This window comes from Herbaspirillum sp. SJZ099 (assembly GCF_007828355.1).
Classification (GTDB): Bacteria; Pseudomonadota; Gammaproteobacteria; order Burkholderiales; family Burkholderiaceae_D; genus Herbaspirillum.
This window is the reverse complement of sequence record NZ_VIUO01000006.1, coordinates 178,197-200,092: the sequence shown is the minus strand read 5'-3', so window position 1 is coordinate 200,092 and position 21,896 is coordinate 178,197. Positions and strand designations below refer to the sequence as shown.

Here is a 21,896-nt window from a genome sequence, read left to right as displayed (position 1 = left end):
GCCCTCTAATAAAAACTTTGGGCAAGGGAGCCGATCAACAATTGCCAACCGTCGACCAGCACGAACAGCATCAGTTTGAACGGCAGCGAAACGATGGCCGGCGACATCATCATCATCCCCATGGACATCAGGATACTGGCCACCACCATGTCGATGATGAGGAAGGGGATGAAGATGGCAAAGCCGATCTGGAACGCGGTCTTGAGCTCGCTGGTGACGAAGGCCGGGATCAGGAGGCGCAGCGGCACGTCTTCCGGCCCTTGCAGCTCGGGGCCGCGCGAGAGCTTGACGTACAGCGCCAGGTCGGACTGGCGGGTCTGCTTGAGCATGAACTCCTTGAGCGGCGCGGCGCCTTTGTCGAGCGCCTCCATCATCTGGATCTTGTTTTCCGAAAAGGGCTGGTAGGCGTCGGTGTAGATGCGGTCGAACACCGGCCCCATCACGAAGAAGGTCAGGAACAGCGACAAGCCCACCAGCACCTGGGTGGGCGGCGTCGATTGCGTGCCCAGGGCCTGGCGCAGCAGCGACAGCACGATCACGATGCGGGTGAAACACGTCATCATCAGCAGCGCCGCCGGAATGAACGACAGCGATGTCAGCAGCAGCATCGTCTGGATCGGCAGCGTGTAATTCGTGCCGCCGCCAGGCGCTGGCGTGCTGTTCAGTGCGGGGATGCCTTGCTGGGCCGATGCCGCCAGCGGCAGGCACAGCAGGAGGAGCAGCCAGAAACGGCCGGAGCGCAGCAGCGATGCCGCGCCGGCGGTCCATGGGCGAAGTCGGGAAGCGTGTCCGAAGCGGGTCCCTTGCGGGTTAGGTTGTGCTGCCATCATTGCCTGCGCGACCGCCGCTGGCGGGGTCGCTGTTACGTTTGTCCATGGTATGCCGCAGCCAGGAAGAAAATGCCGGCCCGTTTGTTTTGGCGGACTGGGCCGCCACGTTTTCCTGGCGCGGCATGGTGGCCAGCGCATTGACGCGGCCGGGGGCGACGCCGACCACGATCCACTGGTCGCCCACCTCGATCACCATCACGCGCTCGCGCGTGCCTACGCTGACGCCGCCGATCACCTTGGCCGCGGCATTGCCGGCCTGGTTCTGTGCCAGGCCGAAACGCTTGAACAGCCAGGCGATGCCGGCCATCAGCGCCAATACCGCAGTCAGGCCGAGCAGCATGGTAAGCACGCTGCCGCCGGATGAGGACAGGGGCGACCCCGCCGGCGCGGACGCGCTTGCGTTGTCCGCCCAGGCCAGGTTGAGGTGGAACATGCAGCCGGCGCCCAGGAGGAGCAGGGCGGCCATGAGCCTGGAAGCTGATGGCGCGGGCCGTGAGCTGCGTGAAGGGGATGTGGCGAAGAGGCGATTCATCGAATGGCGGTCGCGGCGCTCAGCGGTTGAGCTTGCGGATGCGTTCTGCCGGCGTGATGATGTCGGTCAGGCGGATGCCGAATTTGTCGTTGACCACCACCACTTCGCCCTGGGCGATCAGGCAGCCGTTGACCAGCACGTCCATCGGTTCGCCGGCCATGCCGTCAAGCTCGACCACCGAGCCTTGCGCCAGTTGCAGCAGGTTCTTGATGGCGATCTTGGTGCGGCCCAGTTCGACTGTCAGCTGAACCGGGATGTCGAGGATGAAATCGATGTCGTTAGGCGTGTTGGTCTGGATGTCGCTCGAGCTCAGGTCTTTGAACACGGTGGCAGCCGCCGGCTGGGCGGCGATGCCTTGTTCGTCTTCCATCTGGCCTTTTTTCTGCTCTGCCTCGGCTTGCGTCTGTTCGGCCATGGCCGCGCCCCACGGATCATCCTCCGCCGCGGTTTGACCTTCTACGTTCTCATCAGCCATTGCTACTCTCCTTGAAAGCTTTCCGGTGGTTCATTTTGGGTGATGGAAAGCAGCTTTTCGACGCGCAGGGCGTATTGGCCATTGAACTGGCCGTAGCTGCATTCCATCACTGGCACGCCATCGACCTGTGCATTGACGGTCTGCGCGGTTTGCAGCGGGATCACATCGCCGACCTTCATGTTGAGCAGGTCGGTAAAGGTAACGCGGGCGGTGCCGAAATTGACGATCAGTTCGACTTCGGCGGTCTGGATCTGCTGCTTCATCAGGCGGATCCAGCGCTTGTCGACTTCCAGCGCCTCGCCCTGCATGCTGCTGGTGAGGCGGTCGCGCACCGGTTCGATCATCGAGTAGGGCGTGCAGATGTGGATTTCTCCGCTGACCGGGCCCAGCTCGATGGTGAAGGTGGTGGCCACGACCACTTCGTTGGGCGTGGCGATGTTGGCGAACTGGGTGTTCATTTCCGAGCGGATGAATTCGAATTCGATCGGATAGATCGGTTCCCAGGACTTGGAATAGGTCTCGAAGGTGATTTCCAGCACGCGCATGATGATGCGCTGCTCGGTGGGCGTGAATTCGCGGCCTTCGATGCGGGTATGGAAGCGGCCGTCGCCGCCGAACATGTTGTCCACCAGCATGAACACGAACTGCGGGTCGAACACCACCAGGCCGATCCCGCGGAAGGGCTTGATGTGGACCAGGTTCAGGTTGGTCGGCACCACCAGGTTGCGGATGAACTCGCTGTACTTGGACACCTTCACCGGGCCGACCGAGATCTCGGCGGTGCGGTGGATGAAGTTGAACAGGCCGATGCGGAACAGGCGGGCGAAACGCTCGTTGATGATTTCAAGCGTGGGCATGCGCCCGCGGACGATGCGCTCCTGCGTTGCCAGGTTATAGGTACGTACCGTACCGGGAGCTTCTTCGACGGTCTTTTCGTCGTCTTCATCTCCCGTCACGCCCTTCAATAGGGCATCGACTTCTTCCTGCGATAGAAAGTGCTCGGCCATGGTCTCTGACTTCTCTTACGCTCTTACTGCTGTTGGATCACGAAGGACGTATAGAACACGTCGGTGATCACGGGGCCCTTGCCGCTGCCGGAGAAGGGTTCGCCCAACTGGTCGATGATCTCGTCGGTCAATTTGCGCTTGCCTTCGCTGGTCAGCAGCTCGGATGCTTTCTTGCTCGACAGTACCATCAGCAGGCGGCTGCGCACTTGCGGCATGTACAGCTTGAGCGCTTCGGCGGTCGCGCCGTTGGGCACTTGCAGGGTCATGGCCACTTGCAGGTAGTGGTCGCCGGTTTCCTGCTGCAGGTTGACGACGAACGGCTCGATGACCACGAAGGTCGGCGCCTTGGCTTCGACCTTCTCGTCGGCGCGCTCGTCGTCCTTCTTGTTCTTGCCGCCCATCATGAAAAACGCTGCCCCGCCGATCGCCAGCACCAGCACCACGCCGACGATGATGAACAGCATCTTCTTGCTGGACTTCGCCGGAGCCGTATCCGCTTCGGCGCCTTTGGCCGGGGCCTTTCCTTTTGTTGCCATCTACTTTCCTTTCTGTTCGTCAGCGCGTGTAGCCTGATGTGTGCTTATCGGCAAAGAATTCTTATTGTTGAGTCCGGCGCGGACGATAATTCGATTCCCCGGTGTTGCCTGTGCGCTTGTTGCCTGTTTTCCTGATCTCTCCGGATTCAAGCGAAGGTGTCGACCAGGCCCAGGCCGCCGCCGGTGACGGCGGCATTGCCCGTGGCGGCTGCGATATCGCCATCCTCGCCCTGGCCGCCGAAGCTGCCGGAAGAGGAGGGAGCGCGCGCCTGCTGGCCGTTGGCGCCTTGCTGCTGGTTGGGCATGCCGGTATTGACGGTGGCCTGGCCCAGCTGGATGCCGGCCTGGTCCATCATTTCGCGCAGTTTGGGCATGGCCGCTTCCAGCGCCTGCTTGACTTCGGGCTGGGCCGTGGTGAAGGTGGCGTCGGCCTGCGAGTTGTTCACGCTGAGCACCACCTGCAGCGGGCCCAGGTCGGGGGGATTCAGCGTCAGCGAGGCGCTTTGGATGCCGCCGCTGACCATCCAGGTGATTTTCTGGCCGACCGCCTGGTCCCAGCCGGCGCTGCCGACGTTGGGCTGGATCTTGTCGGTATAGGCCGCGAACACGGCTCGCGGCTGGTTGGCCGCCATGGCCTGCTGCATCGCCGGCATGACTGCCGGGGCCGGGGTGGCCTGCGGAGCATCCTGCTTCAACGCGGCCAGTTCCGGCGCGGCTTTGGCGGTTTGGGCGCGGGACGCCAGCGCGCTGGCATCTTCCTTCGGTGCAGCCTTGGCATCGGCGCTGCTCAAATCGATGGCGGGTTTGGCGTCCTTGGCCGGGCGTGCCGCGGCATCGGCATGCTGCTGTGCGGATTCGGGGACGGCTTCCGTCTTGCCGCTGTTGGCGTTGTTGACGTTGTTGGCATTGACGCTGCCTTGCAGGGCCGCGAAGTCGATTTTCTTGTCCTTGCCGCCCAGTGCCTGCGGTTGTTCATCGCTATCGCCACGCAGCGACGACTGCTTCGATATGCCGCGCTTGGCTTGCGCCAGCAGGTCGGCATCGGCGTTTTCGCCCTTGCTGTCGGTTGCCGGCTTGACCGCGTTCTGCCCGAGGTTGGCGACCAGGGCCAGCAGTTCGGCAGAAGCCTGGGCGGTGCTGTCGTCGGCCTGGTCTTCGTCTTTGTCGTCGCTTTGCTTCTTGTCGGCCGAGGCGGTCGACGAGGCGGTGGAGGAAGAGGATGTGGCGGCCTTGTTGGCGGCGGCCGCGGGTTGCGCAGGCTGGCTGGGCTGCGCTGGCGCTTCGGCCGCGCGCGGCTTGTCCTGCGACCTGTTTTCGGCGTTGCGGTTGCTGACCTGGCTGTTGAGCACCTGGTTGAACGGGGCGTCGGCAGTGAAGCTGTCGGCCGGATTGGACGAGCGCGAACCGGTGGCGGCGCTTTGCGAGCCGGTGATCACATTCAACAGCGGCAGGGATGTGTTCATGGGATAGTCCTGTCCAGTAACTTGCTGATCGTTGTTGCGTCGGTCGTTCGTTTATCGTTTGTAGAAGGTAATGCGCGAGGCATGTTCATCCGTTGTCTTCTGGTCGCGGCGGTTTTCCTGCTGCAATTGCTTTTCCCTGGCGCGCGTGGCCAGCGTGTCATAGGACATGCGCTTGCGTTCGCAGGCTTGCCATGCCAGCCGCGCATCGGCCACTTTCTGCTGGGTGCTGTACACCACATCCTGCTGGCCGGTGATGGCGGTATCGATCTTTTCAATGAAGAGCTGGAAGTTGCGGTAGCTCAGCGCCGTCAGGCCGGTGGTCAGGGTTTCCTGGAAGCGCGCGGCGTAATCGTCGCGATATTGTTGCAAAATGGCAAGTTTCTGCTGCGCCTCTTCGCCCACGCGGATCGCCCGGCCGAGACGCTTGGTTGCTTCGTCGGTCTCTTTCGTCGCCAGGTCGATCAGCGTCTCGAGTGCAGAGGGGGTAGCCATGATAGCTTTGATTATATTTTTGGGGGCCGGCGCTCAATCAACCGAATAGAGCGGTAAGTTGCCTCAAGCTCTCTGATACATCGGCCCGCTCCTGGATTGCCTGCTGCAAAAACGCCTCGATTCTTGGCAATAAGGCAATGGCCTCGTCCAGGACGGGGTCGCTGCCGGCGGCATAGGCGCCCACGCTGATGAGGTCGCGATTGCGCTGGTAGCGGGAATACAGCTGTTTCAGATGGCGCGCGCGGCGCTGGTGTTCTTCGTCGGTGATGCTGTGCATGGCCCGGCTGATCGATTGTTCGATATCGATGGCGGGATAATGCCCGGCTTCGGCCAGTTGCCGGTTGAGCACGATGTGGCCGTCCAGGATCGCGCGCGCGGCGTCGGCGATCGGATCCTGCTGGTCGTCGCCTTCGGTCAGCACGGTGTAGAAGGCGGTGATGGAGCCGCCGCCTTCTTCGCCGTTGCCGGCGCGTTCGACCAGGGCTGGCAGTTTGGCAAATACCGAGGGCGGGTAACCCTTGGTGGCCGGCGGTTCGCCGATGGCCAGGGCGATTTCGCGCTGGGCCATGGCGTAACGCGTGAGCGAGTCCATGATCAGCAGCACATCCTTGCCCTGGTCGCGGAAGTGTTCGGCGATGGCGGTGCAATAGGCGGCGCCTTGCAGGCGCATCAGCGGCGGGGTATCGGCCGGGGCGGCGACCACCACCGAGCGCGCCAGGCCTTCGGGGCCGAGGATCTGTTCGATGAATTCCTTGACTTCGCGGCCGCGTTCGCCGATCAGCCCGACCACGATCACGTCGGCGCTGGTATAGCGCGCCATCATCCCCAGCAAGACGCTCTTGCCCACGCCCGAACCTGCGAACAAGCCCATGCGCTGGCCACGGCCGACGGTGAGCATGGTGTTGATGGCGCGCACGCCGGTGTCCAGGATGTCGCGGATGGGCGCGCGGTTGAGCGGGTTGGCGGAGCGCACGGCCAGCGGCGCCGAGCGTTCGGTATGCAGGGGGCCGAGGTTGTCGAGCGGGCGGCCGGCGCCGTCGAGCACGCGGCCGAGCAATTCGTCGCCGACCGGCAGGCGGCGGCTGTGTTCGTCGGCGCGGCGCGGCGTGAAGCTGATGGGGCCGGTGCGCGGCGGCGGCTTGACCGGCTCGACAGGAAACACGCGGGTTCCGGGCACGATGCCTTCGACATCGCTTTGCGGCATGAGGAACAGGCGTTCGTCCTGGAACCCGACCACTTCGGCTTCGATCATGGTGCCGTTGGGGAGGGGCACGTTGCAGGGGCTGCCGACCGGCAGTTTCAGGCCGACCGCTTCCATCACCAGGCCGGCCACGCGCGTGATGCGCCCGGCGGTCTGGGTGGCTTCGGTCATGTCGATCAGGCTGCGGCAGTTATGCAGATAAGCTTGCCACAGGCTGCTGTGGGAGGGCATCGGGGAGTTCATGCGGCGCCCCCCAGGCAGCGGTCGAATCGGGCCGGACGAACGGGCGGCATGGCGTCAGTCCAGCCAGTCAAGTTGTTTGGAGAGCGATTCGGCCAGGCGTTTCCAGCGTGTCTGCGTCGTGGCGTCGATCTGGTTGCTGCGGGTTTCGACGCGGCAGCCGCCGCGTTCGATCTGCGCATCTTCTTCGATCTTCCAGTGATGCTTGGCCAGCTCGTCGCCCATGTGTTCGCGCACCAGCGCGGCATCCTCGGGGTGAAGCGAGAGGATGGCCGGCAATTGCAACACCGGCAGCGAATGGATGGCGGCGCTGACGGTGGGCAGGACCAGTTCCGGGCGCGCGTTGAGCGCGGTCTTGAGCATGGCCTTGGACAGGTCCAGCGCGAGGTCGAGCAGTTCCGGCGCCATGGTCTCGCTGCATTGCGCGACTTCGGCGCCGAAGTTGGCGGCGATCTGGCGGAAGTGCTGGATGACTTCGTTGATTTCTTTCTGGCCTTGCTGCAACCCGGCCATGTAGCCTTCGGCGCGGCCCGCCTCCAGGCCGTGCTGGCGGCCTTCGGCGAAACCTTCCTGGCGGGCGGCCTCGCGGATGGCGTCGAGTTGCTCGGCAGTCAGCTGCGGCGGCGGGGGCGGCTCTTCGTCGAGCGGATCTTCGTAGGCTGCGGGCTCAGGTTCCGGCTCCGGTTCCGGCTCGTTGAAAGACGCCAGCTCCCAGCGCTGGTAGGGCGTCATTTCTTCCTTGGGGATGATCTTCGCACGCATGGCTTTAGATTAACTCCAACCGGACTGCATCAGATGAAGGCATCTTCGCCCTTGGCGCCCAGCACGATCTGCCCTTCGTCGGCCAGGCGGCGCACGATCTGCAGGATCGCCTTTTGCTGCGCATCGACTTCGGACAGGCGGACCGGGCCCTTGGACTCCAGGTCTTCCTTCATCATTTCCGCCGCGCGCTGCGACATGTTCGCAAAAATCTTGTCGCGCAGGCCCTGCGAGGCGCCCTTGAGCGCGACGATGAGCGATTCGGACTGGACTTCGCGCAGCAGCAGCTGGATGCCGCGGCCGTCGATGTCGATGATGTTCTCGAAGACGAACATCTCGTCCATGATCTTCTGCGCCATGTCCTCGTCGTAGGAGCGCAGGTTGTTCATGACCGAGGTTTCGTTCTCGCCGGACATGAAGTTGAGGATCTCGGCCGCGGTGCGGATGCCGCCCATCTGCTGTTTCTTCAGGCTTTCGTTGCCGGTCAGCAGCTTGGTCAGGACGTCGTTCAACTCCCGCAACGCGGCCGGCTGCACGCCGTCGAGGGTGGCAATGCGCAGGATCACGTCGTTGCGCAGGCGTTCCGTGAAATTGTTGATGATGCCGCAGGCATGGTCGCGCTCCAGGTGGACCAGGATGGTGGCGATGATCTGCGGGTGTTCGTTGCGGATGAGTTCGGCCACCGACTGCGCGTCCATCCACTTGAGGCTTTCGATGCCGCTGGCATCGCGCCCGCCCAGGATGCGGTTGAGCAGGGAGGTCGCCTTGTCGTCGCCCAGCGCCTTGGTGAGCACGCTGCGGATGTATTCGTCCGAATCCAGGCCCAGCGAGGAGGCCTGGCCGGTTTCGGCCACGAACGCTTCCAGCACGACATTGATTTCTTCGAAGCTGACGTTTTTGAGTGCCGACATGGCGGCGCCGAGCTTCTGGACTTCGCGCGGGCCGAGGTATTTCATGACCTCGGCGGCCTCGTCCTCGCCCAGTGCCAACATCAGGATGGCACCTTTTTGAACGCCGTCGTTACTCATTATTCACCCATGCCTTAATGATGCTTGCCACCAGTTTGGGATCGTTCTTGGCCCACTGCTTGGCGATTTCGAGGTTGGCCTTGTACTGGGCGCGCTCATCGATTTCGGCTTCGCCGCCGGACAGGTTGACGATGGCGTCCGGATCGTCGGGATCGAAGCCGGCGGCGACCGCGGCAGCCGCTGCGGCGGCTTCGGCCTCGGCCTTTTCCTTCTCCAGGCGCTCGCGTTCTTCGCGTCCCGACAGTTTCCAGATGATCGGGCGCAGCACGCCGAAGTAGAGGTACAGCAGCACGGCGGCCAGCAGCACATACTTGCCGATTTCCTTGGCCAGTTCGATCATGTTCGGCTGCTTCCACAGCGGCAGTTCCGGCTCGAGATCGGTGCTGAACTGGGTGTTGACCACGTTGAGCGAATCGCCGCGATCCTTGTTGTAGCCCATCGCTTCCTTGACCAGGTCGGTGATCTGGTTGCGTTCGGCTTCGGTCAGCGCACGCATGACGATCTTGCCGGTGTTGTCGACGGTGCGCTTGTAGTTCACCACCACGGCCACCGTCAGGCGGCGCACGCCGCCCATGGGCTGCTGCGTATAACGGACGGTCTTGTCGACCTCGTAGTTGATCGTTTCGTCCTTGCGCGAATTGCCGCTGGCGGTGGGGGCGGGAGCCGCGCCATTAGGCGTGCCGGCCGCGCCGGCCTGGCCCGGCGGCGCCGGATTGACGATCTGGGCGGTGGCCGGTGCCGGGGGCTGGTTGGTCAGCGCGCCCGGAACGCCGGAGGTGCCGGTCGACGAATTGGACGCTTCGCTGCTTTGCTTGCTGCGTACCGCGGCAGTGTCTTGCGTCTGGTTCGGCTTGTAGGTTTCGGCGGCTTGCTCGGTGCGCGAGAAGTCGACGTCTGCCGTCGCCTCGGCGCGCACGTTGCCATTGCCGACGATGGGGGCAATGATCGATTCGACGCGCTTGACGATGTCTTGCTGCAGGTCCTGGACGTACTTGAGCTGGGTCGGATCCAGGGTATTGGTCTGGGCTTGCTTGGTGGTGTCGGAGAGCAGGTTGCCGTTCTGGTCGACGATGGTGACGGCCTTGGGCGAGAGTTCAGGCACGCTGCTGGCTACCAGGTGGACGATGGCGCTGACTTGCTGCCCATCCAGGAAGCGGCCGGGGTAGAGGCTCAGCACCACGGAGGCGGTCGGTTTTTGCTGGTCGCGCACGAAGACCGAGGCCTTGGGCAGGGCCAGGTGCACGCGGGCGGTCTGCACCGACGACAGCGATTGCACGGAGCGCGCCAGTTCGCCCTCGAGCGCGCGCTGGAAGTTGACCTGTTCAAGGAACTGGGAAATGCCGAGTTTCTGGTTTTCCATCAGCTCGAAGCCGACGTTGCCGCCCTTGGGCAGGCCTTGCGCCGCCAGTTTCAGGCGCGCGTCATGCACCATGTTCTCGGGCACGAGGATGGCCGAACCGCCGTCCGAGTACTTGTAGGGCACGTTCATCTGCTGCAGCGAGGCCACGATGGCGCCGCCGTCGCGGTCATTGAAGTTGGAGAACAGAACCCGGTACTCGACCTTCTGGCTCCACATCCAGATGCCGATCATCAGGGCGACGGTGGCCGCCGCGGCGACGATGAGCAAGATGCGCCGGCCTTGTTGCGAGCGGGCATAGCCGAGCACGCCCCCCTGGTTGGCGCTCATTTGATCGGATGCAGCATTTCCCGCAGTGCCGTGTTCGTCTGCGGGAGAGTTTGGGTCGCTGGTCATCGTACCATCGGCTGCTACCGCCATGATTTCCCCTCTGGCGTACCCTCGGTTGCCAGGTTGATAATGACTTTGTTCACTGCTGATTTGTCCTTGAGTAGGATTTTTGCTTAGTGTGGATTGTCCGTGCAGCGAGGGAATTTGATCGGCCGAACAGAATGGCAAATTCCCCGCTTATTGTTGCGAGTTGTAAATGCAATGATGTTAAGGTGCTGATGTAGAAAGCGTCATTGCGGGTAGCGTGCCCAGGGCAATGGCCAAGACTGAAATCGCGAGGTGGAATATGGCAGTTGAGAGTGCAATCGATACCAGCAGGATTGAGGCGATGGTGGCGCAGCTGAAGGCCGCGGCGGCCCGCGCGCAGGGCGCGGCAGCGCCGGTGGCGCCTGCTTCGGCAGTCGAGAAGGCCGCGCCGCGGGTGGACTTTTCCGACGTGCTCAAAGGTGCGATCGACCAGGTCAACGATTCGCAGAAACAGGCCGCCAAGATGTCCCAGGCGTTTGCGTTGGGCGACGATAACATCAACCTTTCCGATGTCATGGTCGCGTCGCAGAAGGCCAGTATTTCATTCCAGACCAGCATCCAGGTGCGCAACAAACTGGTGTCGGCTTACCGCGATATCATGACGATGCAGGTTTGACGGAATTGTGTTGACGTTTGTCAGTTTTTCCGGCGATCAAGTTTGTTACTGGAGCAGCAATAAAAAAACCCGCATCGGCGGGTTTTTTATTTGGCAGGCGGGATCGTAAACAGGTTCTTAAAGCATGCCTGAGGCTTTGGCGTTCTGTTCGCGTTCCAGCTTGGTGATGAAGCGTTGGACGGCGGATTCGACTGCGCGCGAGAGATTGACGAATTCGCAGCCGAAGCGGTTGACTGTCTTGCCGGTGGCCATCTTGAATTCCTTGCAGTCACGGATCTGCAGCTTGACCGAAACGAGGGTGTTATCGGCCAGTTCCAGTTGGCAGTCTTCGTAGATCACGCCGGTGGTGGTCGGCAGGATCTTTTTTTCATCCGTAATGCCGACGCCGCCACCACTGATATTGTTGAGCTGCGTGATGACGGTGGCGAAAGAGCCGTCCGGCTGGGTGATGCGGAAGGTGCAGCGCAGTGGTTTGGCGATCGGCGTGGCGATGCGGAAATATTCGCGGCGCTGCAGGCGCACCAGGCTGGCGGGAATGCCGACCTTCAGCGCCGGCCGGTTCTGGTATTGGACGTGGTACGCCTTGTCGGCGGTAAAGGTGATGCGGATGTTGTTGTACAGCGCCTCGAAACCGATGCGGTTGCTGGTAACGATATTCTCATTGAGCGACGCGCTGGGGGCGGCATCGATGATCAGGGCATCGGCATCTTCATCGATTTCCAGTATCGACGTGATGATGGACTCGTCGCCACCCTTGATCAGCAGGCTCAGCAGCTGGTTTTTCTCCAGCATGTTGTTGAGAAGGGAAATGATTTCCCTCCGTGAGTGAACCCGGTATGGGCTGTCGTCATCGATCTCGTCGTGGTTAGCCATCTGCGTTTCTTGTACGTCTGAATTCAGCGAATGGGATCGCCTTCCCCTGAAGTATTTGTAGTGGTAATTGACCCTCTATCATACATCACGGGCTCGCTTAATTGCATATTTTCAATACGATATAACCAGGCCAGCAATTCGGCGACAGTGCGATATAAGGCGGGGGGAATCTGCTGGTCCAGTTCGACTTGCATCAGCAGCGAAACCAGTTCTTTGGATTCGTGGATATAGACGCCGCTTTCCTGGGCGCGGGCAATGATGGCCTCGGCCACCAATCCGCTGCCTTTGGCGACGACCGTAGGGGCAGCCTGGCTGGCGTTATAGGCGAGCGCAACCGCGTTCTGCAGGGGGATATTAGGTTTCTCCATCTTGCTTGACGATCAGCGAGTCCAGAGAAGTGCCGGCGGCCGACATGGCGTCGGCGAACATGGCGCTGTTGCTGCGCAGGGCGGTGGCGGTTTTTTCATTGTCGGTCTTGACCTGTACGTGGATCTGCTGGCCGATCAGCCGGATCGACGCCGAGACGCCGCCAAGGTGCTCGAAATTGAAGCGCACCAGGCTATGCCAGGCCGGGGGCGCGGCCTCTTCATCCTGTTGCTGGGAATTGCCGTCCTGGTGTTCCTGGCTGATTTCCCATTCCATATGCTGTCCTGGCCAGACTTCGCCGTGCCAGACGAGGCGCTGCTGTTCCAGGGCGTTGAGCTGCAGGTTGATGATCTGTCCCAGCTGGCTTTGGGCCGGGTCGTTCTGGTTCAGCAGGTTGATGTCGCCGGCATGTTGGCGGGCGACCTGGGCCTGGGGTTCCTTCATCAGCTCTTCCATCGGCCGCTTGCCCTCAGCCCAGGCCGCGACATGGGACTCGTAAAATACGCCGCTGTTGGCGATGGCGTCGTGCAGCGCTGCGGCGACCTGGCCAGCCGGAGCGCCGGCTTGCGATACCAGTGCGGCAGGGGAGGACGCGTGGTTGGCGACGCTGCCTTGCTGGGATGCCTGCAGCAAGCTGTCGATCAGCTTGCCGGCGTTGCTGAGGGTCGTGGTGGTGCTGGCGGGGGCATTGGATTGCGCTTGCCGGTTGCCTCTGGCGCCGGGATCGAGCGGGATTTCTTCGTTTTCGGCGACCTGGTCGGCGCCTTCGCGGGTGACCGCCCGCAGCGACTGCAGGTCTTTCTGCATGGCGCGCCCGGCGGTGCTGAGCGACACCGCGGCGCTTTCCTCGTCGGCCTGGAGGCTGCCTTCCTTGATGGAAAAGGTAGGGCGGGGATCCTTGGAGACGAGCGTCAATACCAGCGAGTCGCCGGTGCGCGCGTTGGCCGGCAGCACCATGCGTGCCGCGGTATTGGCGATGCGCACCAGGTAGGTGCCGTCATTGAAATTGGAGAGGATGCGCCCAGGCATCTGCTGCCCGATGGCGATTTGCGCCAGGCGGCTGAAGGCCTCCTGCTTGGTATCGGCGACCGAAACAATCGCAGTCGCGGCCACGGCGGCGTTGACGGGCTGGACGGCGCTGGCGATGTCGGCCCGCGGCAGCATGGTCAGTTACCTGTGCCGTAGGTATTGAGCAGTTTTTGTTCTGTCTGGTTGCTTTGGATAAGCGCCGACAGGCGGCGCAGGCCCGGCTCCGTCAAGTTGCGGATATCGCGGTCATCCTCCAGGATTTTCCGGATGATGTCGACCTTGCGATGGCGGTGCTGCTCGGAAAGGGAAACGTTATCTTCAAAGTTCTTGAGGGTGGCGATATGCTTGCCGCACTGGATTTCCAGCGAGGCCAGCAATTCCCAGTCGCTGGCGCGTGCGGCGGACAGCATCTCGTCGGTCAATGTGGCAATCGACTCATAAATGGCGATGACGTGATCACCGTTCATATTCACGCTTTCGCAAAGCTGTTTTGGGGATGGCCGGCGCCGCTGGCGACCGGCATTTGCGGTGCCGAATGTTCCGCCACACTCGGCCCGATTTGTTCCCAGGCTGAACGGATGTCGTCGAGCAGTCCATGGATCTCGGTCAGGATGGCCGGGTTGTTGCTGGCATTGGCTTCGAACAGGCGTCGGCTCATGTATTCGTACAGCGCGTCCAGGTTCAGCGCCAGGTCGCCGCCGACATCCTTGTTGAGGCTGGCGCGCAGGCCGTTGTCGATGATCAGGATGGCCTTGGTGATGGACTCGCCCTTGTTCTTGATATCGCCTTCGGCCATGTACTTCTTCGCCAGCGAAATGGCGACCAATGCGCCATCGAACAGCATGGTAATGAGTTTGTGCGGGCTGGCGGCAAGCACGCCGGTTTCCATGCCGATATTGGCGTAGGCGTTTGCCCCGCGTTTCATGCTTCCGAACATGACGTTCTCCTATGTTCGCCGTATCAGCGTCAGCTGCTTGCCTTGGGCAGGTTGGCCAATTGCTGGGTCAGGTAGCTTTGCGTCGCCGCCATGCTGGCCAGGGTGATGTTGAGCTGGTTGAACTGGTTGGTGTAGGCATCCTTCATGTTCGACAGGCGGGCTTGCACCGCCGTCTGGCGATCCTGGTTGATTTTCAGGCTGGCTTGCAGGCCATTGGTCTTGGAGGCAATGATGCCGTTGTCGCTCAGGATGCCGGTCAAGAGGGATTGCAACTTGGTGACGATACCATTTTTGGACGAGGTGGTGTTGGTGGTATCGGGGTCGGTGGCGTTGAACAGGTTGGCGATGCCGGCAAAATTGCTGCTGGCCGCCGTCGACAGTTTGGTTGCGTCAAGCGCAAGCGTGCCGTCTTTTTGGAAAGAAATGCCAATATCGGACAGCGTTCTGATGCCGTTGCCGCCATCCACCGAGCTGAACAGCGTGCTGCGCAACTGGGTCATGATGTTTTGCACCGACGATTCGCTGGCCAGCGGCGAGGACGTCGAGGCTTCCCCGAGCTTGGTCGACGGCGTCTGCTTGGTCATGTCGGCGATGGCCTTGGCCAGCGTGTTGTATGCCGAAACGAAGCTGTTGGCCGCCGAGGTGACGCCGGTAGTGTCGTTGGAAATATTCAGGGTGAAGTTGTCGGCCGAGGTGGTGACCTTGGCCAGGTTCAGCGTGACGCCGGAAATGACGTTTTCGACCTTGTTGCTGGGGCTGGTGACGGTCACGCCGTCAATCGACAGCTTGGCATCCTGTGCCTTGAGCAACTGGCCCATGCCGCTCATGGTGAGGCCTGAATAGTCGCCTGTTCCGGTCAATGAGACAGGGCTGGTGGTATTGGCGCCGGAAGGGGTGAGCACCAGATGGTCGTTGGTGCCGTCATTGGTGATGCTGGCGGTTACGCCGGCGTTGGCATTGTTGATCGACGTCATGATGTCGTTGAGATCGATCGCGCCGCTGCCGTTAAGGTCGGTCGGATTGATGGCGACGGTGCTGTCGCCGACCTTCAGGTTCATGGTGCCGGAGGCATAGGTTTGACCGCTGGCGACATTGGGGGAGGTAACGGCGCCGCTGGGATCGAAAGAAAATGCCGAATAGTTGCCGGTGCCGGTAATCTTGATGGTATTGGCCGCGCCGCTGTCCTTGGCCGTGATCACAAGGTGGTCGTTGGTGCCGTCGCTGACGATGGTGGCATTGACGCCGGCGTCGCTGGCGTTGATGGCATCGCGCACGCCCTGCAGGGTGTTGGTGGTCGGCTTGATGATGGTGGTCGAGCCGGTGCCCGTCTTGATTGCCAGCAGGCCGCTGTCGAACGTGGCGCCGGGAGCGAATCCGGTCGAACTCAGCTTTTGCGTCTGCGCCAGTTGGGAGACGGACACGCTGTAGCTGCCCGAGGTGGCCTGCGATGCATCGCGCGGCGCCTGGGTCTGGGTCATCCTGCTCGGGGTCGAGCTGGATGCGTCATAGGCAAAACGGGACAGGGTGTTGTTGGCCGTGACCTTGATGGTGTTGGCCGTGCCGCCGGTATTGGATTCCAGTACCAGGTGGTCGCCGGTGCCGTCGGTAACGATGGACGCGGTCACGCCTGCCTTGGAGGCATTGATCGCATCGCGCACGCCGGCCAGGGTCGCGTCGGCCTTGAGCGTGATGAACGTGGGCGAGTTGGTGCCGACCTTGATGGCGAGCGAGTCGCCGGCATTGAATATTGTGCCGCTGGAAACGCCGTCAGACTTGATTTTCTGCGCGAGGACCTTGGTCGACGCGTCGGTGTTGACGTCGGCGGTGAATGGGTCGGTGGTGAGGCTGGTGCCGGTGCCGGCATTGTTGACGGTGCTTTTTTGCGAGCTGAAGCTGGCCGAAGTCAGGGCCTTGATCGCGCTTTGATAAGTCGACAGCGCGCTCTTGAGGTTGCCATAGGCGGAGATGAGGGTGTTGTAGCTGCTGGCCTGGGTGGTCAGCGGCGTCAGTTGGGACTGGCTTTCGGCCGAGATCAGCTGGCTGACCAGCGTTGCTACGTCGAGAGGGCCCGCCGAGGTGGAGATGGTGCCGGTGGAAGTCGCCATTGTTCACTCCTGAATCTATGCGTTGCGCACGGCGTCATGCAGGCTACGGCGCAGTCAAGAGTGACGATTGTTGGCTCTTAAGTACGGCGTCGGTGCAATGGGTTGACGCTGTGCGAAATAAATACTCGAATCCGTTATGAACTGTGGTGCATGAGACCAACATGCCACTGCAGTTCGTACCAGACTCAAACCTTGTGGTTGATCAGCAAGCCTTGCATCTTATCAATCGATTTTGCAATTGCAATGGCTTCTTCGCTGGGAATCTGGCGAATGACGGTATCGGTGGCCGTATCGACAACCTTGATAATCGTTTTGCCGGTGTCCTCATCTTTCGAGAAGTTCAGGGCCGATGCGTTGGCGGCGGCGAAATCATTCAGCTTGCCGACTGCATCATTGACGTCGCTTTCAGCTGCGCGGCGGGCTTCAGGCGCCGCAGCCGGTGCAACGGTCGATACCACTGGATCGGGCTTTGCGGCAGTCTGCGGCAGCGCGTATGCGGTGCCCGAGTCGCCTGCAGTTGTTATATTAAGTGGGGCAATCGACATGGTGTTACTCCCTTCCTTAAAGGAACGTGCGGAGAATATCAACTATCCTCCGCACGCCATCCTACCTAGCTCTCAGGCTTATTTCAACAGCGAGAGAACCGACTGTGGCGAGGAGTTCGCTTGCGACAGCATTGCGGTACCGGCTTGTTGCAGGATCTGCGCACGGCTCAAGTTCGAGGTTTCCGCCGCATAGTCGGTATCCATGATACGGCTGCGCGACGCGGTGATGTTCTCGCTCGACACTTGCAAGTTGCTGATAACCGCGGTGAAGCGGTTCTGCACCGCACCGAATTCCGCACGCTTGGACGAAATCAGGTTGATTGCCTTGTCCAGGTTCTTGATCGCGTTTTGCGCATCGCTTTGCGCGCTCGGAGCGGCAACTGCGGCATCCAGGCTCAGCTTGGCGCTGTCGATGGAGGCTTGCAGGGTCACAGCCGAAGAGGCCAGTGCTTCGGCGGTCAGGGTCGAGCCGGTGGCGAACAGGTCGTCCAGGGCAGCCTTGGCCGAAGTATAGGTGGCTTGGGCAGTGCTCACGCCGCTGGTGTCGCCCAGGCCGATCAGGCCCTTGGCGCTGGTGCCGATGACGCTGGCGATGGTGCCATTGTTCGACAGGTCGTCCAGGGTGATGGTGATCTGGTCGTTCAGCTTGTTGTCAACGACGTTGGCGCCGACCTGGAACGACAGGGTCAGCGAAGCCGAAACGCTGTTGGAATCGGAACCGATGCCAGCCGAAGCGCCTTGGCCGACGCCGGTGAACAGGTTCTGGCCGTTGAAGGAGGTGCCGTTCAGCACGCGGAAGACTTCTTGCGACAGTTGCGTGTATTCGTCGTTCAGGGTCTTGCGGTCCTGGGCGCCGTTGGTGCCGTTGGCTGCTTGCACAGCCAGTTCACGCATACGTTGCAGGTTGTCGGTCACGGTGGACAGGGCGCCTTCAGCGGTCTGGGCCATCGAGATGCCGTCGTTGGCGTTACGTTGCGCCACTGCCAGGCCCTTGACCTGGGCGTTCATGCGGTCGGCAATTGCCAGGCCGGCGGCATCGTCCTTGGCGCTGTTGACGCGCAGGCCGGAGGACAGGCGTTGGATGGAGGTGTTCAGCGACGACTGCGACGCGCTCAGGTTGCGTTGCGTGTTGAGCGACGGGATATTGGTGTTGATGATTGATGCCATGCTAATTCTCCTAAGATTTGAGACCGATGATCCGAGTTTCAGTGCTTAACTTTGGTCTTCTACCCATGAGTCCCAGGCGTTTCAACCTCTGTTGTATGCGTTATCGGGCAGCCTTGGAAAAAGTTTAGGGCTATTCGCAAAAAATCTTTTCAGGGCTTTCCGAACCAAAACTACGTGCTTAAAAAGTAACCAAGCAAATCCCTTTTCGGCGTCTTCATCCAAAACTTTAGGTTTAATTGCACAGCGGGAAGATGGAATGGCAAAAAAACTGTATCACGAGGGGGAGGGGATGCCCTTTTGTTTTCAGATTGGCATCATCAGGATGTTTTGCAAACGCCCTGGGATGAGTCAATGAAAGGGGGGGCTTGTGTCCGTTTTTTGAGGGCGGGCGGCGCGCAAAATATCGATCCGGCTCTGCTTTTGCGCGCCAGCGGTTCTTTATCGATTGCGCATGGCAGTCAATTCGGTTGCCATTTTTGCAATGACGGCCTCCCAGTTGCCTTCTTCCGGCTGGCGGAAGAGCCGGGTGTTCGGGTACCACACGCAGTCGTCGCGGTCGAGCAGCCAGCGCCAGTCAGGCGTATGCGGCAGCATTACCCAAGTGGGGCCGCCGAGTGCGCCGGCCAGGTGCACGACCGAGGTGTCGACGCTGATGACGACGTCGAGATTGGCGATGGCGGCCGCCGTATCGGCAAAATCCGTGCAATCGTCGCCCAGGTTGAACACAGGGAGGCCGGGTTGCAGATTGTTCAGATCCGCCGTGGGTTTGCCTTTTTGCAACGAAAAATAGTCGATGCCCGGGAGATTGAACAGGGGCAGCAGCTTGGTCAACGGGATGGAGCGGCGGCGATCGTTGCCGTGCTCCGGGTTGCCGCCCCAGACAAAACCGACGCGCAGATTGCCCGGTTTGGACAATCTTTCGATCTTGTCTTTCCAGATGGCCTTGCTGCTCTCTTCGGCCGACAAATAGGAGGGCAGGACGGGGATGTCGTCGATGGTATCGGTGCCTAATGCGTGAGGCAGGCTCATCAGCATGTAGGCGTAATCGCAGCGGGGTATCGGGTCGCTCTCGCGCACCAGCATGATGTCCGGCGAATAACTCTGGAACAAGCGATACAGGGGATTCTTGACGTGTACGGCAACCTCTGCCCCCAGTTCCTGGACCAGCTTGGCATAGCGCAGGAACTGGATACTGTCGCCAAAGCCTTGTTCGTGCATCAAGAAGATGCGCTTGCCCTTGAGCGAGGAGACGCCATCCCATTTGGGGATGATCTTGAACAGCTTGTGCACCACGCGATAGACATCGGCCCGTTCGCGCGTGACCAGGCGGCTTTCGTGGTTTGCCCAGCCTTCTTTCAGGTTGCCTTGCAAGAGCTGGCTGAGTGCCAGGTTGTGCATGGCGGTCGAGTAGTTCGGCTTGAGTTCCAGTGCCTTCCTGAAGTACGGGATGGCTTCTTCGCGGCGTCCATGGTCATGCATGATGGCGCCGATGTTGTTGTAAGTCAGGGCATGGCGCGGATCGAGTTCGAGCGCTTTGTTGAACAGGGCCAGTGCCTCCTCGACGCGATCTTGTGTATTTGCGAGGCTGACGGCTAATTTGGCATAACTGTTGGCATCGTTGGGCAGCAGTTCGATGACGCGCCGGTAATGCTCATGCGCCTTGTCGACCTCATCGAGCTTCAGGTAGGCATCTGCGATCTTGTAATGCGCGTAGCTGTCCGTTGGGTCCAGCAGCAAGGAGGTCTTGTGCGACTCGACAGCCTCCTTGTACATGTTCATGGCATAGAAGGCTTCGCCCAGTGCGGTATGTGCGGGGGCGAAACTGATCTGCAGTTCGAGCGACTTCATGATCGTCGATACTGCTTCGTTCAAGCGTTTGGCGTCAATCAGCGCCCGTCCCAAGTGGCTCAGGGGCCCCGGCGCGCTGGGTTCGCGCGCTACTGCATCTTCAAAATAGGCAATTGTCGCTTCGGGGTCGTTCTTTTCATGCAGGGCATTGGCCAGGCCGATGCGGGCATCGCGATTGTCAGGGTCGCAGGCGATGGCGCGTTCGAAAAGCTCGATCGCCTCATCGACGCGCTCCTGTTTGAGGACGCAATTTGCCAGGCTGGTGGCATATTCCGCGTTGCTTGGATCGCCCTCCATGGCCTTTCTCAGCCATTTTTCTCCCAGCGCGTAATCGTATTCTTGTATCGCAATCAATCCGCGGGCATTGTGGGCGAAGATCAGATTGGGCGCGCGCTTGAGCACTGCATCGCATTTTTGCCGGGCTTCGCCAGGCTTGCGCGCTTCCAGCAGGTCAAGGCTGGCGCGAACGTCAAGCAGGTCTTGCAACTGATATTTCGATGGTGATGGGGAGGCTTTTGAGTGGCCCTTGCGCGTAGACATCAAATTTCCTTGCTAGATGGATCAGTACCGTTCGCGAAGACGAAGGCGGAATGCGACAGCTAGGCATGATATGTGGCTACGCAGCTGGATGAAAGTGCGAACAGAAAGCGAAACAGGGCGTTTTTGCTCAGACTCAAGCTTCGTTTTGCCTGGCCGGCGTGGCAGGCCAAACGAAGCGATAGCGATGGGCGGGGCGGCGGGAATGAATGGCTTACCAGCTGCGCAGCAATCCTACGGCGAGCCCTTCAAGCGCGAAGTCTTCATCGTTCTGGTCGATGAGGATGGGGGCGAAGTCGGGATTCTCGGGCAGCAAGGTAATGGTGTTGCCGGATTTCTGGTAGCGCTTGACGGTGACGTCGTCGGCCAGACGGGCAACGACGATTTGGCCGTTGCGCGCCTGGTCGGCCTTCTTGACTGCGAGCAGGTCGCCATCGAGGATGCCGGCATCGCGCATGGACATGCCGCGCACCTTCAGCAGGTAGTCGGGTTTGCCTGAAAACAGGGCGGGATCTACCTGGTAGGTTTTTTCCACATGCTCTTGCGCGAGGATGGGCGAACCGGCTGCGACGCGGCCCACCAGCGGCAGGCTCAATTGCATCAGGGCCGGATGGGGCAGCGCCATCTGGCGGTTGCCTGGCAGGCCGGCTGCGACCCCGGACTCCCGCAGCCGGATGCCGCGGGAGGTGCCGGGGGAGATTTCAATGGCGCCCTTGCGGGCCAGGGCCTGCAGGTGTTCTTCAGCCGCATTGGCGGAGCGAAAGCCCAGTTCCGAGGCGATCTCGGCGCGCGTGGGGGGGAAGCCGGTGTTTTCGATGGCGTTCTTGATCAGGTTGAGGATCTGTTCCTGGCGCGCGGTGAGCTTGAGCATGTGGAATGCCTTTCCGGGAAGGAAGGCTGTTTGTATGAACAGTCTGTATTTTTATACAGTTGCCATCTTTGTGTCAACGGCAACATGGGGCAATGCGGCCGATATCGCTTCGCATGCGCATATATATAGAAGGAAGGCGGGGCGGCGGAGCCGGGTTGTCGCCGCCAGGCCTCGCCCAATCCTTGCCTGGATTGCTGTTTGGCCGGATATCTTGTATGATTGCCGGCTTTCCTCTTCCCACACTCGTCTTGACGCCGGGGTGGGCGTTTTGTCAATAGTCCAAAAGGAGTCTACATGCGTCATTATGAAATCGTATTTATCGTCCACCCGGACCAAAGCGAGCAAGTGCCTGCGATGATCGAGCGTTACAAGGGCATCGTCACCACCCGCGGCGGCAAGGTGCACCGTGTCGAAGATTGGGGTCGTCGTCAACTGGCCTACCAGATCCAGAAGCTGGCCAAGGCACACTACGTCTGCCTGAACATCGAAGTCGACAGCGAAACGCTGGCCGAAATCGAAACCGGCTTCAAGTTTAACGATGCCGTCCTGCGCCACCTGACCGTCAAGATGAAGAAGGCCGAAACCGGTCCTTCTCCGATCCTGAAGGCAGTGCAAAAGGAAGACGCAGCCAAGAGCCGCACCGAAGCACCCGCAGCCTGATTGCG

At 61.0% G+C, this 21,896-nt stretch carries 23 protein-coding genes; 2 read left to right on the top strand and 21 right to left on the bottom strand.

Translation table 11 applies throughout. The annotated features are described in order from the left end of the window. Window positions 1-5: 5 nt before the first annotated feature. From fliP to fliF, 11 genes are all read right to left on the bottom strand, one after another. Complete coding sequence (fliP, locus tag FB597_RS14670; protein WP_370454701.1) at window positions 6-827, bottom strand: flagellar type III secretion system pore protein FliP; 822 nt, start codon at window positions 825-827, stop codon at window positions 6-8. Continuing rightward, window positions 811-1,296, bottom strand: a complete 486-nt coding sequence (fliO, locus tag FB597_RS14665; RefSeq protein ID WP_141915722.1) for a flagellar biosynthetic protein FliO — start codon at window positions 1,294-1,296, stop codon at window positions 811-813. The genes fliP and fliO overlap by 17 nt, the downstream gene beginning before the upstream one ends. An 85-nt stretch (window positions 1,297-1,381) precedes the next feature. Further along, a complete protein-coding gene (gene fliN / locus FB597_RS14660; protein WP_141915720.1) occupies window positions 1,382-1,837 on the bottom strand; it encodes a flagellar motor switch protein FliN in 456 nt (151 codons plus the stop codon). Window positions 1,838-1,839: 2 nt separating this feature from the next. Continuing rightward, window positions 1,840-2,844: a flagellar motor switch protein FliM gene (fliM, locus tag FB597_RS14655; protein WP_141915718.1), complete on the bottom strand. Its 1,005-nt coding sequence runs from the start codon at window positions 2,842-2,844 to the stop codon at window positions 1,840-1,842. A 23-nt stretch (window positions 2,845-2,867) separates the two neighbouring features. Further along, on the bottom strand, window positions 2,868-3,380 hold the full coding sequence (gene fliL, locus FB597_RS14650; RefSeq protein WP_141915716.1) for a flagellar basal body-associated protein FliL: 513 nt from the start codon (window positions 3,378-3,380) through the stop codon (window positions 2,868-2,870). A 146-nt stretch (window positions 3,381-3,526) separates the two neighbouring features. Next, window positions 3,527-4,843 carry a flagellar hook-length control protein FliK gene (locus FB597_RS14645; RefSeq protein WP_144769932.1) on the bottom strand — a complete coding sequence of 439 codons (1,317 nt, stop codon included), beginning with the start codon at window positions 4,841-4,843 and terminating at the stop codon, window positions 3,527-3,529. Between the two features lie 51 nt (window positions 4,844-4,894). Next, window positions 4,895-5,335, bottom strand: a complete 441-nt coding sequence (gene fliJ, locus FB597_RS14640) for a flagellar export protein FliJ (protein ID WP_141915711.1) — start codon at window positions 5,333-5,335, stop codon at window positions 4,895-4,897. Between the two features lie 37 nt (window positions 5,336-5,372). Continuing rightward, window positions 5,373-6,779, bottom strand: a complete 1,407-nt coding sequence (gene fliI / locus FB597_RS14635) for a flagellar protein export ATPase FliI (protein WP_144769931.1) — start codon at window positions 6,777-6,779, stop codon at window positions 5,373-5,375. Between the two features lie 54 nt (window positions 6,780-6,833). After that, a complete protein-coding gene (fliH, locus tag FB597_RS14630; protein ID WP_141915707.1) occupies window positions 6,834-7,538 on the bottom strand; it encodes a flagellar assembly protein FliH in 705 nt (234 codons plus the stop codon). 29 nt (window positions 7,539-7,567) lie between these two features. Continuing rightward, a complete protein-coding gene (fliG, locus tag FB597_RS14625; protein WP_141915704.1) occupies window positions 7,568-8,563 on the bottom strand; it encodes a flagellar motor switch protein FliG in 996 nt (331 codons plus the stop codon). After that, window positions 8,556-10,340 carry a flagellar basal-body MS-ring/collar protein FliF gene (gene fliF / locus FB597_RS14620; RefSeq protein ID WP_144769930.1) on the bottom strand — a complete coding sequence of 595 codons (1,785 nt, stop codon included), beginning with the start codon at window positions 10,338-10,340 and terminating at the stop codon, window positions 8,556-8,558. The genes fliG and fliF overlap by 8 nt, the downstream gene beginning before the upstream one ends. A gap of 256 nt (window positions 10,341-10,596) precedes the next feature. Between fliF and fliE the strand changes: the two genes are divergently transcribed. Beyond that, window positions 10,597-10,953, top strand: coding sequence for a flagellar hook-basal body complex protein FliE (gene fliE, locus FB597_RS14615; protein WP_144769953.1), 357 nt, complete (start codon window positions 10,597-10,599; stop codon window positions 10,951-10,953). Between the two features lie 117 nt (window positions 10,954-11,070). Here fliE and FB597_RS14610 read toward each other — a convergent pair whose 3' ends face one another. From FB597_RS14610 to lexA, 10 genes are all read right to left on the bottom strand, one after another. Then, window positions 11,071-11,826: a flagellar brake protein gene (locus tag FB597_RS14610; RefSeq protein ID WP_141915700.1), complete on the bottom strand. Its 756-nt coding sequence runs from the start codon at window positions 11,824-11,826 to the stop codon at window positions 11,071-11,073. A gap of 23 nt (window positions 11,827-11,849) precedes the next feature. Then, entirely contained in the window at window positions 11,850-12,194 is a 345-nt protein-coding gene (locus tag FB597_RS14605) for an EscU/YscU/HrcU family type III secretion system export apparatus switch protein (RefSeq protein WP_144769929.1), read from the bottom strand. Then, complete coding sequence (locus FB597_RS14600) at window positions 12,181-13,356, bottom strand: flagellar hook-length control protein FliK (RefSeq protein WP_144769928.1); 1,176 nt, start codon at window positions 13,354-13,356, stop codon at window positions 12,181-12,183. The genes FB597_RS14605 and FB597_RS14600 overlap by 14 nt, the downstream gene beginning before the upstream one ends. Window positions 13,357-13,358: 2 nt before the next feature. Then, window positions 13,359-13,688 (bottom strand): flagellar protein FliT, encoded by a 330-nt coding sequence (locus FB597_RS14595; protein ID WP_141915693.1) that lies wholly within the window; start codon window positions 13,686-13,688, stop codon window positions 13,359-13,361. 2 nt (window positions 13,689-13,690) lie between these two features. Further along, window positions 13,691-14,158 (bottom strand): flagellar export chaperone FliS, encoded by a 468-nt coding sequence (gene fliS, locus FB597_RS14590; protein WP_144769927.1) that lies wholly within the window; start codon window positions 14,156-14,158, stop codon window positions 13,691-13,693. Between the two features lie 29 nt (window positions 14,159-14,187). After that, a complete protein-coding gene (gene fliD / locus FB597_RS14585) occupies window positions 14,188-16,263 on the bottom strand; it encodes a flagellar filament capping protein FliD (protein WP_144769926.1) in 2,076 nt (691 codons plus the stop codon). 185 nt (window positions 16,264-16,448) lie between these two features. Next, a complete protein-coding gene (locus tag FB597_RS14580) occupies window positions 16,449-16,808 on the bottom strand; it encodes a flagellar protein FlaG (RefSeq protein WP_144769925.1) in 360 nt (119 codons plus the stop codon). 78 nt (window positions 16,809-16,886) lie between these two features. Next, window positions 16,887-17,975 carry a flagellin gene (locus tag FB597_RS14575; RefSeq protein ID WP_141915684.1) on the bottom strand — a complete coding sequence of 363 codons (1,089 nt, stop codon included), beginning with the start codon at window positions 17,973-17,975 and terminating at the stop codon, window positions 16,887-16,889. Between the two features lie 438 nt (window positions 17,976-18,413). After that, window positions 18,414-20,363: a tetratricopeptide repeat protein gene (locus FB597_RS14570; protein ID WP_144769924.1), complete on the bottom strand. Its 1,950-nt coding sequence runs from the start codon at window positions 20,361-20,363 to the stop codon at window positions 18,414-18,416. Between the two features lie 211 nt (window positions 20,364-20,574). Beyond that, window positions 20,575-21,231, bottom strand: coding sequence for a transcriptional repressor LexA (gene lexA / locus FB597_RS14565; RefSeq protein ID WP_141915680.1), 657 nt, complete (start codon window positions 21,229-21,231; stop codon window positions 20,575-20,577). 294 nt (window positions 21,232-21,525) lie between these two features. Between lexA and rpsF the strand changes: the two genes are divergently transcribed. After that, window positions 21,526-21,891: a 30S ribosomal protein S6 gene (gene rpsF / locus FB597_RS14560; RefSeq protein WP_006462645.1), complete on the top strand. Its 366-nt coding sequence runs from the start codon at window positions 21,526-21,528 to the stop codon at window positions 21,889-21,891. The last annotated feature ends 5 nt before the right edge of the window (window positions 21,892-21,896 follow it).